Annotated in this window: 12 protein-coding genes and 1 riboswitch; of the genes, 5 read left to right on the plus strand and 7 right to left on the minus strand. The window is 69.4% G+C overall.

Annotation, left to right across the window (positions count from 1 at the left end; all coding sequences use genetic code 11):
* The 5 genes from bluB to ppc all read right to left on the minus strand — a co-directional run bounded on the left by bluB (nucleotide 1) and on the right by ppc (nucleotide 8955).
* Nucleotides 1–660 carry a 5,6-dimethylbenzimidazole synthase gene (gene bluB / locus NX780_RS10485; protein WP_258827814.1) on the minus strand — a complete coding sequence of 220 codons (660 nt, stop codon included), beginning with the start codon at nucleotides 658–660 and terminating at the stop codon, nucleotides 1–3.
* Nucleotides 657–965: a DUF2149 domain-containing protein gene (locus NX780_RS10490; protein WP_258827815.1), complete on the minus strand. Its 309-nt coding sequence runs from the start codon at nucleotides 963–965 to the stop codon at nucleotides 657–659. The genes bluB and NX780_RS10490 overlap by 4 nt, the downstream gene beginning before the upstream one ends.
* A complete protein-coding gene (locus NX780_RS10495; RefSeq protein ID WP_258827816.1) occupies nucleotides 962–1405 on the minus strand; it encodes a MotA/TolQ/ExbB proton channel family protein in 444 nt (147 codons plus the stop codon). Before NX780_RS10495 ends, NX780_RS10490 begins: the two co-directional genes overlap by 4 nt.
* Nucleotides 1398–5714 carry a cobaltochelatase subunit CobN gene (locus NX780_RS10500; protein WP_258827817.1) on the minus strand — a complete coding sequence of 1439 codons (4317 nt, stop codon included), beginning with the start codon at nucleotides 5712–5714 and terminating at the stop codon, nucleotides 1398–1400. The genes NX780_RS10495 and NX780_RS10500 overlap by 8 nt, the downstream gene beginning before the upstream one ends.
* Nucleotides 5715–5867: 153 nt before the next feature.
* Nucleotides 5868–6084: riboswitch (cobalamin riboswitch) on the minus strand.
* Nucleotides 6085–6132: 48 nt separating this feature from the next.
* On the minus strand, nucleotides 6133–8955 hold the full coding sequence (ppc, locus tag NX780_RS10505; protein WP_370663597.1) for a phosphoenolpyruvate carboxylase: 2823 nt from the start codon (nucleotides 8953–8955) through the stop codon (nucleotides 6133–6135).
* Nucleotides 8956–9182: 227 nt separating this feature from the next.
* Between ppc and hemC the strand changes: the two genes are divergently transcribed.
* The 5 genes from hemC (at nucleotide 9183) to ppa (ending at nucleotide 14030) form a co-directional block, all read left to right on the plus strand.
* On the plus strand, nucleotides 9183–10130 hold the full coding sequence (gene hemC, locus NX780_RS10510; protein ID WP_370663601.1) for a hydroxymethylbilane synthase: 948 nt from the start codon (nucleotides 9183–9185) through the stop codon (nucleotides 10128–10130).
* Complete coding sequence (locus tag NX780_RS10515) at nucleotides 10123–10896, plus strand: uroporphyrinogen-III synthase (RefSeq protein ID WP_258827820.1); 774 nt, start codon at nucleotides 10123–10125, stop codon at nucleotides 10894–10896. The genes hemC and NX780_RS10515 overlap by 8 nt, the downstream gene beginning before the upstream one ends.
* A complete protein-coding gene (locus tag NX780_RS10520; protein WP_258827821.1) occupies nucleotides 10893–11999 on the plus strand; it encodes a uroporphyrinogen-III C-methyltransferase in 1107 nt (368 codons plus the stop codon). The genes NX780_RS10515 and NX780_RS10520 overlap by 4 nt, the downstream gene beginning before the upstream one ends.
* A gap of 3 nt (nucleotides 12000–12002) precedes the next feature.
* The gene (locus NX780_RS10525) at nucleotides 12003–13199 is read left to right on the plus strand and encodes a heme biosynthesis HemY N-terminal domain-containing protein (protein ID WP_307732759.1); all 1197 of its coding nucleotides are present in this window, start codon (nucleotides 12003–12005) and stop codon (nucleotides 13197–13199) included.
* Nucleotides 13200–13493: 294 nt separating this feature from the next.
* Entirely contained in the window at nucleotides 13494–14030 is a 537-nt protein-coding gene (ppa, locus tag NX780_RS10530; RefSeq protein WP_258827822.1) for an inorganic diphosphatase, read from the plus strand.
* A gap of 75 nt (nucleotides 14031–14105) precedes the next feature.
* On the opposite strand, the gene NX780_RS10535 is transcribed toward ppa, so the two are convergent.
* A complete protein-coding gene (locus NX780_RS10535) occupies nucleotides 14106–15542 on the minus strand; it encodes a PA domain-containing protein (protein ID WP_258827823.1) in 1437 nt (478 codons plus the stop codon).
* On the minus strand, nucleotides 15532–15969 hold the full coding sequence (locus NX780_RS10540) for a post-PEP-CTERM-1 domain-containing protein (RefSeq protein ID WP_258827824.1): 438 nt from the start codon (nucleotides 15967–15969) through the stop codon (nucleotides 15532–15534). The genes NX780_RS10535 and NX780_RS10540 overlap by 11 nt, the downstream gene beginning before the upstream one ends.
* Nucleotides 15970–16054: the final 85 nt, after the last annotated feature.

The raw sequence follows: 16054 nt of genomic DNA on the forward strand, positions 1-16054 counted from the left end.
CTAGCCCTCCTGCGGCGCCGTCTCCCAGCTGTCCTCGTACAGCATGCCGGACAGGGGACGGCGCCGGTCCCAGCCTTCTTCTTCCAGCATCGGCGCGCGGTAGAAGGCCTCGACCTGGCCGACGCAGAGGATGGCGATCGGCTGGCTGCCGGGCGGCATCCCGCACAGGCTGCGGATGCGCAGGGGATCGAACAGCGATACCCAGCCGACGCCGATCCCCTCCGCACGCGCGGCCAGCCAGAAGTTCTGGATCGCGCAGGACGCCGAGGCCAGGTCCATCTGCGGCATGGTGCGGCGTCCAAACACATAGGGCTCGCGCTTGTCCATCAGCCCCACCACCAGCACTTCCGCGCAATCGAGGATGCCCTCGACCTTCAGGCGCATGAAGTCGTCCGCGCGCTGCTCGAGGGCCAGCGCGGTCAGCAGGCGTTCTTCCTCGACGTGGGCGTGGATGCGTTCGCGCAAGCCGCGGTCGGCGATGCGGATGAAGCGCCAGGGCTGCATCAGGCCGACGCTGGGCGCCCGGTGGGCCGCATCGAGGAAGCGCGCCAGCTGCGCCGGTTCGATCGGCGTGGGCAGGAAGTGGCGCATGTCGCGCCGCTCGCGGATCGCACGGTAGACGCCGGCGACTTCTTCGGGCGGGAAAGCGTGCGCGTTCATTTCGCGGGCGGCGGTTCGACCAGCACCAGCTTGCCGGTCCTGGGGTCGCGGTAGACTTCGCCGACACGGTCGTAACCGCTGCCGGCCATGCCGGCGCCAGTTGCCGGACGCTCGATCTGGCGGCCTTTTTCCACCGGCTGCGGCACGGTGCGGGCTCCCTGCGTGCCGGCGACCGCGGCGATCAGGCCGCAGGCGAAGACCAGCATCACATCGACCAGGTTCACCAGGCTGGCGCGCGGGTCTTCGTCGCCCTGCTCGAAGCGCGCGTCGAGACGCGAGTACAGGCGCAGGCGCTTGCCGCTCATGCCGCGCCCTCCATCGCTTCCAGGGTCTCTTCGTACCAGCGGCGGCGCAGCTTGCCGATCACCAGGCCGCCGATGCCGGCCGCCAGGCCGAGCACGGTCGCATCGAAGGCCACGGTGACGGCGCTCGCCAGCTGGGCGGGGTCGCCGCGCCCCAGGGCGGCCAGGCCCGGGCCGAGCGGGATGATGGTGGCCATCAGGCCCAGCATCGGCGGAATGCGCGCCAGCAGGTCGGCGCGTTCGAGGCGCTTGCGAGCAAGAAGGTGAATGCGTTCGACGTCGCCGCTCGCGCCCAGCTGCTTCAGGCCGTGGAAGCGCTCGCCGACGGCGATGCCGGCTTCGACCAGCGCCACCGCGCAGGCGAGCAGCAGCAGGGCAAGGGCGGGCACCAGGAGCCAGCTGACGGCATCGTGCAGCCAGGCGAAGGACAGGATTTCAAGCATGGAATCTCCTCAAGGGTTGGGGAAGGGTGCGCCCGCGCCACAGGCCGAGCGAGAACAGGGCCAGGGCCCCGGCAAGAATGGCGAGCACGCCCGCGACGCGGCGGTTGGCGGGTGGGGCCGGCTCATCCAGCCGGCTCAATTCGTAGGTACGCGGGGCGGGTGCGGCCTTGCCTGTCGCAGGGGCTGATGCCGGCGACGGCCCTGGCGCCTGCGCGCGCGGCGCGGCCGGCAGCAGCTCGCCGCGCGCCCGCGCCAGGGTGACGCCCAGCTGGCGCGCCTCCCGCGCATCGAGCTGCGGGGCCAGCCACTGCCACATGGGGTGGTCCGGCGCCGCGTGTCCGCTGCCGGGCAGGCCGTTGGCGCTCACCAGGCGCGCCAGCTCGCCGCCCATGCGGCGGATGGTGGCTGGATCCGTTTTCCAGAAGCCTTTTTCGGCCGCCACCATGAAGACGGCCAGCATGTGCGCCTTGACGTGGGCGTTGTGGCGCCGGCCGAGGAATTCCGGCAGGCCGAGCCCGTAGCGGTCGTCGAAGTACACGGATTTGACTTCGTCCCAGGCCCAGTTCCTGACCAGGTCGGGGCGCGTCACCTGCCAGCCCCACAGGTTCTCGATGAATTCCTGGCCCATGGTGCGCGCGCCCGCGTAGCCGTGCTCCATCAGGGGCTTGAGCCAGGCCGGGTTCAGGAAGCGGCCGCGCAGCTCGCCCAGCAGGGCGGCCGCGAGCGGCTCCACGTCGGCGCGTCCCGGCTGGGCGTGCTGCAGGATCAGGGCTTCGGGCACGCGGCCGGTGCGGGTTTCGATGGCGAGCGACAGGCCGCCCAGGTAGTCGAAGGCGTCGTTGTTGTCGAGCAGTCCGTAGAGATTACTGGCGCGGCCGTGGTAGGTGCGCGCGATGCCGTCCAGCGCCACGTCGAAGGCGGCGTGATGCGTCTCGCCGCCGGCGTCCAGCCCATAGGCATGGCCCATGCGCAGCCGGTAGGCGCGGCCCAGTTCCTCGCGCTCGCGCCAGGCGCCCGAGCGCTCGGTCAGGCGGTTCACGCCGGTACCGTAGGCGCCGGGGGCGTCGCCGAAGATGCGCTGGGTCGCGGCCAGGCCCGCATCCCCCATCGCCAGCCCTTCCTTGTGCAGGGCGCGGGTACGCGCCAGCCATTCGTGCGCCACGCGGTTGCGCGTGAGCGGTTCGCGTCCCCATGCCGTATTGCCGGGCAGGGGAGCCAGCGCTGCCTGCAGGGCTTCGCGCAGCTGCGGGTCCTGTTCCGCCAGGGTGGAAGCGGAAGCGGCCAGGGCCAGGCGGCCGGCGCGGTCGATCAGGCGGATCAGGTTCGGATAGAGGTCGCGGAACAGGCCGGAAGTGGTGACGATGGCGTCGCGCCGGATCGCGTCCGGTTTCAGGCGCACGTCGGTCACCACGCCGCGCGCATTCCACACCGGCTCGGCGCCCATCATGGCGAGCGAAAACGCGACCATCACACCCTCGTCGCGCACCGCGTCCGAGGCCCACAGGATGATGCCTTCGCTGCCCGAGACTTCCTTGCCGGCGTCGCGCGCGGCGGCTTGCGTGGCCAGGCGCTCGCCCAGGCCGTAGCCGAGGCGGGTCGGCAGGATGTCGCCGTCGACCGCGTGGAAGTTGCGTCCCGTGGGCAGGGATTCCGGAGAGCGCAGCGGATCGTTGCCCTTGCCCGGCTCGATGTAGCGGCCATCCAGGCCGGCCAGCAGGCCGCGCATTTCCAGCCTCGGGGAGTCGACCAGCTTGCGCTCGATGTCCGGATCAGTGATGCCGCCCTTGCGCATGGAATCCAGCATCAGATCGAGCGACTTGCGCTCCCACGGCCGGCCGAAGACGTGCAGGCCGTAGGGCATGAATTTCTCCTGCAGCTTGGTGAGATAGTGGCCGATCTCGTGCGCCAGCAGGTCGTCGTCGGCCGCGTCGAAGCCGATGCCGCGCACCTTCAGCACGTCGGCCATCGAGGCTTCCAGTTCGGCGCGCAGGTTCAGTTTGATCACGCGTTCGCGCATCAAGGCTGCCGCTTGCGTCTTCAGCGACTCCGAGCTGGCGGCCTCGTAGCTTTCGACCACCTGGCGCAGCGACAGCAGCTCGTCGTACAGGGGCGTGGCGGCCAGAGGAGGCGTCAGGTGGTCGACCATCACGGCCAGGCCCCGCCGCTTGGCCTGGGTGCCCTCGCCGACGCCGTCGACGATGTAGGGATAGATGCCGGGCAGGTCGCCCGCGATCAGGCTCGGGTAGTCGTCGCTTGCCAGGCCCACCGCTTTACCGGGCAGGAATTCATAGGTCGAGTGGCGCCCCACGTGGACCAGGGCGTCGGCCCTGAAGCGGTCACGCAGCCAGTGGTAGAAGGCCAGGTACTGGTGGGGTGGCGTGATGCTGGTGTTCGCGTGCAGCAGCTCCTCGTCGACTTCCCAGCCGCGCGGCGGCTGGGGGCCGATGAAGACGTTGCCGAATACGAGGCCAGGCACCAGCAGCTTGCCGCCTTCGACCATCACCTTGCCGGGCGCCGGTCCCCAGCCGCGCATGCCCTCGATGCCGTAGCCGACCAGGCGCCGTTGCAGGGAGGCGAGGGTGGCGCAGCGGCGCATGGCCCGCTCCTCCAGGCAGCCAAGATAGCCCTCGCGCAGGGCAATCAGGTCGCGCAGCGCATCCTCGCGCCTGGGATGGTCGGCGCCTTCGACCAGGTGCTGCAGCTCGGCGATCACGACTTCGGCGCGCTTGCGCCCGAGCTGGTATTCGCGGCCGGCTTCGGCCGCCAGCACGTCGGCATGCAGTCGTCCCAGCAGTCCGCTCGTCATCTCGCCCTGCACGCGCGGCGACAGGGTGGCGAACCAGCGCCGGTAATCCTCGCCCGTGACGCCATTCACGGAACCGGCCAGCTCGCGCAGGGCGGCGCGGTCCTCGGGCAGGTTGACGCCATGCGCCATGATGCGCTCCAGCAGGGCCTCGGGCGAGGCCGGCAGTTCGCCCACCGTGTAGCCGGCGGCTTTCATCGCATGCAGCATGTCGAACAGCGAGGCCGGCACGTCGAGGTTGTCGGCGCCGATGTTCTGGCGGCCCGGCGGGTGGTTGTAGTAGACGAGGGCGACGCGCTTGTCGCGGTTGGCCTTGGCGCGCAGGGCCAGCCAGCGGTCCACGCGCGCCGCGACGCGGGCGGCTTCCTGTTCCAGTACCTCGGGCGGACGGTTCTCGATGCCGGTGCGCGCATCGTGCCGCGCCTTGCCCAGCGCGGCGACGACGATGGGCTGGCCGATGCCCTGCAGCTCGGGCAGGGCCACGCGGTACTGGACCGAGTCGGGACTCAGGCCGTCCGGCGAGAGGCGCCATTGCATGGCCGTACGGTCCATCAGCCGGATGGCCTTGAACACGGGGATGTCGAGGCGCTTGAATGCTTCCTCGACCGCTTGGCGGCCTTCGGCTGCGCCCACCACGAAGTCCTGCAGCACGACCAGCGCGGCCGGGCGCGCGGGCGCCACCAGCTCGGCCAGGCGCTCGAGCGCTTCGCGCGAGGCGCCGCCCCAGCGGGTGAGCAGTTGCACGCAGGGCTGGCCCCGGGACTCGATCTGGCGGCACAGCGCGGCCGGCACCACGGCATCCATATTGGCGAGATCCAGCACGACGACCGTGGGCCTGTCCTTCAGTCCGAGCTCGGCGGCGTGCCCCCATGCTGCCCCGTCGGCGAGTTCACGCTCGCCCACGCGCAGGCGCAGCGTCGGCGCGGGACGTGGCGCGGGAACGGGCGCCGCGGGGGCGAGCAGGTGGGCGAACAGGGCCGCCGTGTTGTCGCTGCCGCCCCCTTGCCACAGGCGGCGCGCGGCCAGCCAGTGCGCGCTGGCGGGATCGCTGGCCGCCGCCCGCAGGGCCGTTTCCGGCGGCGCCTCGTTCGACAGCTGGCGCAGCAGCTCGGGCGAGAAGTCGCGCAGGCTGCCGTGGCGGCCGCGCGTCATGAGGCTGAGGGTGGCTTCGCCGTTGAAGGCCAGCACCTGCGTGGACGGCCGCGCGTGGCGCGCGACCGCGTCCTTCAGGCGCCGCGCAGGGTCGCCGAAGACCGAGACGGCCAGCACGCTGTCGGCGCCGGCGATCCAGCGCTCGACGTCGCGCTCGCTGGCCGCCATCAGCTGGGCCGGCGTGCGCAGCAGGATGCGGTCTTTCGGATGGCGCGCCAGGTGGCGGTGGGCCGCTTCGATGGCGCCGGGCGCCGCGCGCTCGGTGACGACGGCGAACAGGGTGCCTGCCCGGACGGGCAGGGCGCACAGGCAGCACAGGACCGCCAGGACGCGAAGGAATAGACGAGCGCTCAATTCAGGTCGACCTCGGGACGAAATCCGGGCGGCCCCGTGTTCCATGGAGCAGCCGCGCGCGTCCCGGCGCGCCAGCTAAGGGCGCACACGGTGTCGAGACCTGGACCGAAGAAATAGGGACAGCCAACCGGCAGCGCCACACCCCGGGCGCTACAAAGTGCATCGTGACTGGCCGGTCTTCTGGCTCGCCTTCGTCCTTCGCCGGCCCTGCCTTCCCGTGCAATGCACAGTGGCGTACGGCCGGCGTCGTCAGGCTTACAGCAGCGGGGGCTGCGCCGGACTGGCGGGGATGGCTATCCCGCGCGTCACCGGCTTCCCGTTTCACCCTCCCGCAGACCTGCGGAAGGGCACCAATCGCTCAAGCGGCGGATTGTAACGCCGAGTGGCGTCCTTGTCACGGCATCTTTAGCCGCAGTTCTCAACCTGTATTGCGCAGGCCTGCCGCCACCCCGTTGATGGAGAGATGGATGCCGCGGTGCACCCGTGGATCCGCGTTGTCGCCCAGCTTCCTGCGGCGGTGGATGAGTTCCACCTGCAGGTGGTTGAGCGGGTCGAGGTAGGCGAAGCGGTTCTGGATCGAACGCGCCAGCAGCGGGTTGCCGGCCAGGCGTTCGCCCGTTCCCGTGATCGCTTCCAGGCAGCGCAGGGTCTCGCCGTGTTCCGCGGTGATGCGGCGGAAGATGCGCTCGCGCAGCTCGGCGTCCGCCACCAGGCTCGCGTAGCGCGAGGCGATGGCGAGGTCGGTCTTGGCCAGCACCATGTCCATGTTCGACAGCAGCGTGGCGAAGAAGGGCCAGGCGCCGTGCATCTCGCGCAGCAGGGCCAGGCGCGACTCACGGTCGCCGTCGTTGAGCCAGCCGCTGACGGCGGCGCCGAAACCGTACCAGCCCGGCAGCAGCAGGCGGCACTGGCCCCAGGAGAAGCCCCAGGGAATCGCGCGCAGGTCTTCGATGCGGCGGGTCGACTTGCGCGAGGCCGGGCGCGAACCGAGGTTCAGTTCCGCGATCTCGGCGATCGGGGTGGCCGAGAAGAAGTAGTCGGTGAAGCCCGGGGTCTCGTAGACCAGGTTGCGGTAGGCGCGGTAGGCGCGCTCGGACAGCTCGGCCATCACCGCTTCGAAGCGCGACAGGCGTTCGCGGGTGGCGGCATCCTCGTCGCGCGGCGACAGGCTCGCCTCCAGGGTCGCGGCCACCAGCAGCTCCAGGTTGCGCCGGCCGATTTCCGGATTCGAGAACTTGGAGGAGATGATCTCGCCCTGTTCGGTCAGGCGGATCTGGCCGTTGACGGTGCCGGGCGGCTGGGCGCGGATCGCGTCGTAGCTCGGGCCGCCGCCGCGGCCGACGGTGCCGCCGCGGCCGTGGAAGAGGCGCAACTTGACGTTCCTGGCCGCGAACACGTCGACCAGCTTCAGCTCGGCCTGGTAGAGCTCCCAGTTCGAGGTCATGAAGCCGCCGTCCTTGTTCGAGTCCGAGTAGCCGAGCATGACTTCCTGCAGGCGGCCCTGCTGCTCGATCACTTTCGCGACCGGCTCGAGCGACATCCACTCGTCCATGATGCTGCTTGCGCGCTGCAGGTCGGGGATGGTCTCGAACAGCGGAATCACCATCACGTCGCAGGAGCCGGAGGACACGCGCAGCAGGCCGGTTTCCTTCTGCAGCAGCAGGACTTCGAGCAGGTCGGACACGGTCTCGGTGTGCGAGATGATGTAGTTGCGGATCGCGCGGCTGCCGTAGCGCAGGCGGATCTCGCGTGCGGTGCGCAGGATGGCGAGCTCCGAATTGGTCTCGTCGGAGTAGCTCTCGTAGGGCGAGTACAGGGGACGCGGCTGGGCCAGTTCGGCCAGCAGCAGCTCGACCTTCTTCGCTTCGTCCAGTTTGGCGTAGTCGCTTTCGCTTCCCGCGCGTGCGAACAGCTCGGTGAGCACGCGCTCGTGCACGTCCGAACTCTGGCGCATGTCGAGCGAAGCCAGGTGGAAGCCGAAGATGCGCGCGGCGCGCTTCAGCCCCGCCAGGCGCGGCTCGACCAGCATCCCGCCGTGGTTGGCGCGCAGGGAATCGGCGATGACCTCCAGGTCGGCGGCAAACAGGCCGGCGTCGAGGTAGGGCGGTGCTTCGGCGACTTCCTTGCGCAGGATGTGGCCGACGCCGAGCTCGCGCGCGGTGGCGGCCAGGCGCGCATAGATGCCGATCAGGGCGCGGCGGTAGGGTTCGTCGCTGCGGTGCGGCGAGGTGTCGACCGAGGCGTCGGCCAGGGCCTGCATCTCGGGCGTGACCGGCACCAGCAGGGTCGAGGTCGACAGCTCGGCGCCGAGGGCGTGCACTTCTTCCAGGTAGAAGTCGAGGATGGTGGTCGACTGGCGCGTCAGCGCATGGCGCATGGTATCGGCATTGACGTTCGGATTGCCGTCGCGGTCGCCGCCGATCCAGCTGCCCATCTGCAGGAACTGGGCCTCGTCCATCGGCCTCGAATCGCCTTCGTAGCGGGTCGCGATTTCTTCCTCGATGTCGTCGTACAGCGCGGGGACTTCGCGCAGGAAGGTGATGCGGTAGTAGGACAGTGCGTTGTCGATCTCGTCGGCCACGGTCAGCTTGGAATAGCGCAGCATGCGGGTCTGCCACAGGGTGGCGACGCGCGCGTGCAGCAGCTGGCCGTTCTTCTGCAATTCCTTCGGGGTCAGGCCGCGGTCGCGCTCGGCCAGCAGGCGGGCGATGTCGTGCTCGGCATCGAGGATGCTCTTCCTCTGCACCTCGGTCGGGTGGGCGGTCAGCACCGGGGCGATCAGGGCGTCCTGGAAGAAGCCTTCGACCGTCTCGCGCGGCACGCCGGCGTCGCGCAGCCTGCCGAGCGCGAAGCTGACGCTGCCCTGCTGCGGACCGGAGCCCTTGAGCAGGTGGGCGCGGCGGCGGCGGATGTGGTGCTGGTCCTCGGCGATATTGGCCAGGTGCGAGAAGTAGGAAAAGGCGCGCACCACCGTGATGGTCTGGTCGCGCGTGAGGCGGTGCAGCAGGGTCGCGAGCTCTTCGCCGGCCTTCGGGTCGGCTTCGCGGCGGAAGCGCACGGCGGTCTGGCGGATGGTTTCGACCATCTCGAAGACCTGTTCGCCTTCCTGGTCGCGCAGCACGTCGCCGAGCAGGCGGCCGAGCAGGCGGATGTCTTCTTTCAGCGGCGCGTCCTTGTCGGGATCACGCTGGGCACTCACATTCTGAACGGGGGGGCTTACTGATGCAGCAGGATTGTCCATATCGACCACAAAGTTATTGAGAATGACGACTCGATTGTGCGATGGCGGTTGGCCACGGTCTGCAAGAGGGCCCATGCTAAAATTTGTGATCTTATGCAAGGGCCGTTTTACCGGCATCGTCCTGGTAGGGCTCGACGACAGTGAAAGAATACGTGTTGAAAGCAAATGAAACGGCGCCGCAGGCGCCAGCGAAGCTGATTATCGCATCCCGCGAGAGCCGCCTGGCCATGTGGCAGGCGGAGCACGTGCGCGCCCGTCTCGCCGCATTATATCCGCAGTGCTCCGTGGAGATTCTGGGCATGACCACGCGCGGCGACCAGATCCTCGACCGTACGCTGTCGAAGGTGGGCGGCAAGGGCCTGTTCGTGAAGGAACTCGAAGTCGCCATGGCCGAGGGCCGCGCCGACCTGGCCGTGCACTCGCTCAAGGATGTGCCGATGGAGCTGCCGGAAGGCTTCGAGCTGGCCGCCGTGCTCGAGCGCGAAGACCCGCGCGACGCCTTCGTCTCCAACGATTACGCCAGCCTGGCCGAACTGCCCCCGGGCGCCGTGGTCGGCACCAGCAGCCTGCGGCGCCAGGCCCTGATCGCGGCGCGCTATCCGCATCTCGTCATCAAGCCGCTGCGCGGCAACCTCGACACCCGTCTTGGAAAGCTCGACCGTGGCGACTACGCGGCCATCATCCTGGCGGCCGCCGGCCTGAAGCGCCTCGGCCTGCCGGAGCGCATCCGCGCCCTGCTCGAACCCGAGGACAGCCTGCCGGCCGCCGGCCAGGGCGCGATGGCGATCGAGATCGTCAGGGGCGAGCGCAGCGACGGCGTCGACCTGAAGGCCCTGCTTGCGCCGCTCAACCACGACGCCACCGCGCGCGCCGTCACGGCCGAGCGCAAGGTGTCGAAGATTTTTGGCGGCAGCTGCCAGATTCCGCTGGCGGCCTTCGCGACCGTGGAAGGCACGACCATGCGCCTGCGCGCCATGGTGGCCACGCCCGACGGCCTGCGCAGCGCCCACGGCGAGGTGGCCGGCTCCTGGGATTACCCGGATTTCCTCGGCGAACAGGTTTCCATCCTGCTGGACAGCCAGGACGCCCATGGCATCCTCGAGGCTTGCCGCCAGGAAGCCGCCGAGGCCGACGCCGCGGCCTCGCAGGCCACCGCTGCTCCCCGGGATGCCTGAGCGGGCGGTCGTCATCACCCGGCCACGCGCCCAGGCGGACAGCCTGGCGCGGGCCATTGCCTCCCTCGGGCGCAGGGCGGTGGTGCTGCCGCTGCTCGAGATCGCCCCCCTTGACGATAGCTCCGCGCTGCAGGCGGCCCTGGCCCGGTTGCCGTCCTACGCCCTGGTGGCCTTCGTGTCGCCGAACGCAGTGGACGCCGCCTTTGCCCACCTGGACGCCTGGCCGGCCGGGGTGCCGGTCGGCGTGGTGGGCGAGGGCAGCCGCCTGGCGCTCGCGCGCCATGGCGTCACGCCTGCCAACACCACCATCCATTGCCCGCCTGACCCGGCCAACAGCGATTCCGAACACCTGCTGGCCAGTCTCGACCTGGCCGCCCTGCGGGGCAAGCGGGTGCTGATCGTGCGTGGCGAGAGCGGGCGCGAGTTGATGGCCGATACCTTGCGCGCGGCTGGGGCGCTGGTCGAGACCGTGGCCGCCTACCGCCGCAGCGTGCCCCGGCTCGACGCGGCGCTCGCCGCGCAGCTGGCCGTCTTGCTGGCGCAGCCAAACGACTGGATAATCACGAGCTCGGAAGCCTTGCGCGGATTGGCGAGCCTGGTGCGGGAGCTCGATCCGGTCGACGGCCCCGCGCGCCTGCGCGCACAGCACCTGATCGTTCCCCACACGCGCATCGCCGAGACGGCGCGCGCCCTCGCTTGCAACCGGATCACGCTGACGGGTTCCGGCGACGCACGATTACTTGCCGCGATACAATCACAAGAATGAACGAATTGCCCAACAATCCAGACCACACTCCCTCGACCAGCCTGGCCGTCCAGAAGGCGCCGATGCGCACCGGCGGCCTGCTGCAGACGCTGCAGCGTCCGCTCCCGCTGGCGGTGACCGTGCTCGCCGTGCTGCTGGCGGTGCAGACCGTGAGCTCGCACAGCCGCATCAACACCTTGCGTCGCGACATGGCGCAGAGCCTGCAGAAAGGCAATGCCGTCAACGCCGAGACTGCCGCGCTGGCGCGCGAAGTGGCGGACACGGCCAAGGAACTGCAGGTCAAGGTCGGGGTGCTGGAAAGCCGCCAGAGCGAGGCCCAGACCCAGCAGCTGGCCCTGGAGCAGCTCTACCAGGACCTCTCCAAGAACCGCGACGAGTGGGCGCTGTCCGAGGTCGAGCAGGTCTTGAACACCGCCAGCCAGCAGCTGCAGCTGGCCGGCAACGTGCAGGGCGCCCTGATCGCGCTGCAGAATGCCGACCGCTCGCTGGGCCGCTCGGACAAGCCGCAGTTCCTGAACATCCGCCGCGCGATCGGCGCCGACATCGAGCGCCTGAAGGCGATGCCGGCGGTCGACCTGGCTGGTGTGGCGCTGCGCCTGGACAATGTGATCGCCCAGGTGGACACGCTGCCGATGCTGTCGGACGAAAAACCGCTGCTGCCGGCCGCGCCGGTGCGCTCGCTGCGCAAGAAAGGCGCCGAGCCGGCGCCGGAGACGCTGAGCCTGGGCCAGCGCATGGTCCAGACCTGGCGCAACTGGAGCCAGGAGATGTGGGACGACGTGCGCCAGCTGGTGCGCGTGCGCAGCGTCGACACGCCGGAGGCGCTGATGCTGTCGCCGACCGAATCCTTCTTCGTGCGTGAGAACCTCAAGCTGCGCCTGCTGAACGCGCGCCTGGCGCTGCTGTCGCGCAACGAGTCGACCTTCCGCGACGACCTCGCCAGTGCACAGGAAATCCTGCTCAAGTACTTCGACACGCGTGCCCGTGCCACCCAGTCGGCGCAAGGCGCGCTGCGCCAGGTGCAGGCGAACGACCTGAACATCGAGATGCCGACGCTGTCCGAGAGCCTGAACGCGGTGCGCAACTACAAGGCGAAGGGTTAATCGATGCGGCTCCTTCTCTGGCTGGTTGCGCTGATGGCTGCGGCCATCGGCATCGCCGTGACGGCGCGTTTCAACCCGGGCAACGTGGTGCTGTTCTACCCGCCGCACCGGCTCGACATGTCGCTCAACCTCTTCATCGTGTTGCTGGTCCTGCTGTTCGCGCTGGTCTACGGCCTGGTGCGGGCGATCAAGTCGACCATGAAGATGCCCGAGCGCGTGGCGGCCTACCGCCAGCGCAAGCGTGAGCGCGATGGCAACAAGGGCTTGCGCGATGCGCTCAAGGCCCTGTTCGAAGGGCGCTTCGGCCATGCCGAGAAGGCCGCCATGCGCGCCGCCGAACTGCCCGAGAACGCGGGCCTGGCCGCCCTGATCGGCGCGCGCGCCGCCCACCGCATGCGCGAACCAGGCAGGCGCGACGCCTGGCTGGCCGGCATCGTGCACGACAATGCGCTCAAGACCGCGCGCCTGATGACGATCACCGAGCTGCTGGTCGACGACCACCAGCCGGAAGCGGCCCTGGAAGCGGTGGCCGAACTGAACGCCAGCGGCCAGCGCCACATCCATGCCCTGCAATGGTCGATGAAGGCCAACCAGCAGGCCCGCAACTGGCCGGAGGTGCTGCGCCTGGTGCGCATCCTGGACAAGCGCAAGGCCCTGCACCCGGCGCTGTCCACGCGCCTGCGCGAGATGGCCTACGAGGCGCTGCTGGGCGAGGAGGGCATTGACGCCGAATCGATCCGCCGCGTCTGGGCCGGCGTGCCGCAGCTCGATCGCACCGTGCCCTTCATCGCGGCGCGCGCGGCGAATGCCTTCAATGCCTGCGGCCTGCATGACGAAGCGCGCGTGATCGCCGAGGAGGCGCTCAAGGCCAACTGGGACGACTGCGTGGTGCGCGCCTACCGCGAAGCCGCCGGCCCGTCCGGCTCGGCCTCGCTGCTGGCGCAGATCGAGCACTGCGAAACCTGGCTCAAGGAGCGCCCGATGGACGCCGAGCTGGCGCTGACCCTGGGTTCGCTCTGCCTGAAGCAGAAACTGTGGGGCAAGGCGCAGCGCTACCTGGAGCAGGCGCTGTCGGATGCCACGGAAAGCGCGATGGTGCGCGAGGCCCATCTGAAGCTGGCCCAGATGCACGAGGCGCTGGGCCAGGAGCAGGAGGCGGCGAACCATTACCGCCAGTGCGCGCTGGCCAGCATCCTGTAAACATGTAGGGTGGACGGCTCCGCCGTCCGCGCGTTCAAACAGTCGATGATTCGTTGCACGGTCAAATCGGGCAATATGCAGATGCAGGAATTGAACGACGCTTCGGCAACGCACCAGCCGCTTGAACGCGCGGACGGCAGTTCCGGCGGTGGCGTATCACACCTTGCAATGGAGCCGTCCACCCTACGGACCCCGTGACGCTGCCGCACCATTGCCCCTGCTGCGGCGCACAAGCGTGGTGCGTTTCGCTATAATGACGAACTTTATTGAAACTTCAGCAACCAAGGAATATCCATGAGCCTGAATAACGTCCCAGCCGGCAAAGACGTGCCGAACGACTTCAACGTCATCATCGAAATCCCGATGAACGCCGACCCGATCAAGTACGAGGTCGACAAGGACAGCGGCGCGATCTTCGTGGACCGCTTCATGGGTACTGCCATGCACTATCCGTGCAACTACGGCTACGTGCCGCAGACCATCGCCGACGACGGCGACCCTTGCGACGTGCTGGTGATCACCCCGTTCCCGCTGCCGCCGGGCGTGGTGGTGCGCTGCCGCGCACTGGGCGTGCTGAACATGACCGATGACGGCGGCGGCGACGCCAAGGTCATCGCGGTGCCGGTCGAGAAGGTGCTGCCGATGTACAAGAAAATCCAGTCGCTGGACGACGTCGAGGAACTGCGCCTGAAGCAGATCCAGCACTTCTTCGAGCACTACAAGGACCTCGAGCCAGGCAAGTGGGTCAAGATCGAAGGCTGGGCCGACAAGGCAGCCGCCGAGGCCGAGATCACCAAGGGCGTGGAAGCGTTCAAGGTCAAGGGCCAGTAATAATTTGCTGCTCGTTGGAAAAGCCGGCGTCCCGCAAGGGGCGCCGGCTTTTTGCGTTTCAGGGCCAGGCAGGGCTTACCAGCCGATATCGCGCAGCAGCGGATAGGTGAGGTCGCGCGGCGGCTTGACGACGTGCAGCAGGTCGTCGTTGATCGACGGCTCCATCAGCTGGTTCGGCTTGGCCTCCGTCGTGTAGTGCGACACCGAGGAGCCAGGCACATTGATGCTCGGCGTGTACATCAGGATGCGGCGCTGCGCATCGGTGCCGGCCAGCTGCCTGAGGTCGAGGCCGAGGCTGGCGATGACGCCCGACTTGGTGCGCGAGCGCTGCTGCAGGGCCGCCTTGATTACCGTGCCGTCGGCCAGGGTGATGCGCACCGCCGGGATGGTGATGCTCGGGTCGGTGCCGCTCAGGCCGACGACGTCACCCGGCACATTGTCCACCACCACCATGCCGATCGCACCGGCCGCCTGCACATTGGCCGCCTTCACGGTGAAGTCGCAGCTGCCGCGGTCCACCAGGGCGATGTTGTTGCGCACCGCGAGGGCGTTGACGGCGTTCAAAGGCGCGCAGGCCAGGCCCGTGCCGTTGGCCTGGTCGACCACCGGCATCAACTGGCCGCTGACGGCCCGCTTGGCCAGGGGGGCGCCGAAGGTGGCGTCGCCGACGTAATAGTCGCCCGCCGCGCCGCCCGCGTTGGCGCCGCCGATGTTCAGGTTGGAGCGCGGCGCCAGCACCTTGGGCACGGCGGCGTTCACGTTGGGGCCGTTCCACGACAGGCCGCGCCAGGTGATGGCCGAGGCGGCGCGCTGGGCGTCGGTCATGGCGACCCAGGGCGTGTTGTTGCGGTTGTCCACCAGGTGGTAGTCCCAGACCGAGGGAATGCCGAAGAACTGCTCGCCGCTCTCGTCGTCCGTGAAGGTCTGGAAGCCCAGGCCATGCGCCATCTCGTGCAGCAGCACGGTGACCAGGTCGATCTGGTCGCCGTGGCGGTTGTCGAGGCCCAGGTAGAAGGGCGAGCCGGGCAGGCAGTCGGGGAAGAGGCCCAGGCGCGAGTTGAAGCGCGCGATGATGTGCGGGTCGGTCGGGGCGGTGAGGTCGGTGCCCGCCAGCTTGCTCGCCAGCGCGGAAGGGTACCAGGTATTGGTGCGCGGCGCGTTGGGGAAATCGGTCCAGACCTCGTAGGCGCCGGCCGAGCCGAGCACGGCCCCGGTGGCGTTACAGGCCAGCGGCACGAAGGCCGCGCCGATGCGGATCGTGACCGTGCTGGTGAGGGTGGCGCCCCAGATGTTGGCGGCGTGCTGGAAGGCGTTCAGGCGCTGCTGGCCGAGCGTGGTGCCGGGGTTGCCGCCCACCGGCGCCGCCGGCGTCGGGTCGTTGAAGCCTTCGCCCGGCGCGTTCTGGTTGACGATGACGATGGTGGCGGCCGCCTGGGCCGTGCTGGTGCCGGCCAGGCCGGCGAAGGCCAGGGCGAAGGCGGCGGCCAGGCCGCGCAGGGATTTAGCGGTCATGGCGATGCTCCTCTGGCTTGCTGGCGGGGGCGGGATGGTCGACGGCATTCTCGGCGGCATGCACGCCGTGGACGCACTGGTCGCTGAGCTTGCCGTCGGCGCCGCGGGTCACGACCGAGTACACCATGTGGCGCTCGCCCAGCTGCACCGAGCGCCGCCCGCCGGGGCCGGTGACCATCTTGGGCTGGCTCGGGGCGAGGGCGGTGCTTGGCGTGCGTGGCTGCAGTGCGCGCATTTCGGCGGGAGCCGGGGTGCGCAGCTGGCCGGTCTGGGCGTCGCGTACGACGACCATTCCGGAGGGCGCCCCGGCCTGGGGCGCGGCCGGCTGCCGGGCCTCCGGTGTGGCCTCCTGCGTGGCCTGCTGGGCGGCGGCCGGCAGGCACAGGATGGCGAGCGGCAGCAGGAACTTCGGTGTATGGGTGGGCATGGCTTTCTCCTGGCGATACGGTTTCAGGCGCGTGGACGCGCCCGGTCGAACTGTGGCCGCAGATGGCCGAAATGCGGCGGCCGCG

This window comes from Massilia agri (assembly GCF_024753255.1).
Classification (GTDB): Bacteria; Pseudomonadota; Gammaproteobacteria; order Burkholderiales; family Burkholderiaceae_D; genus Telluria; species Telluria agri.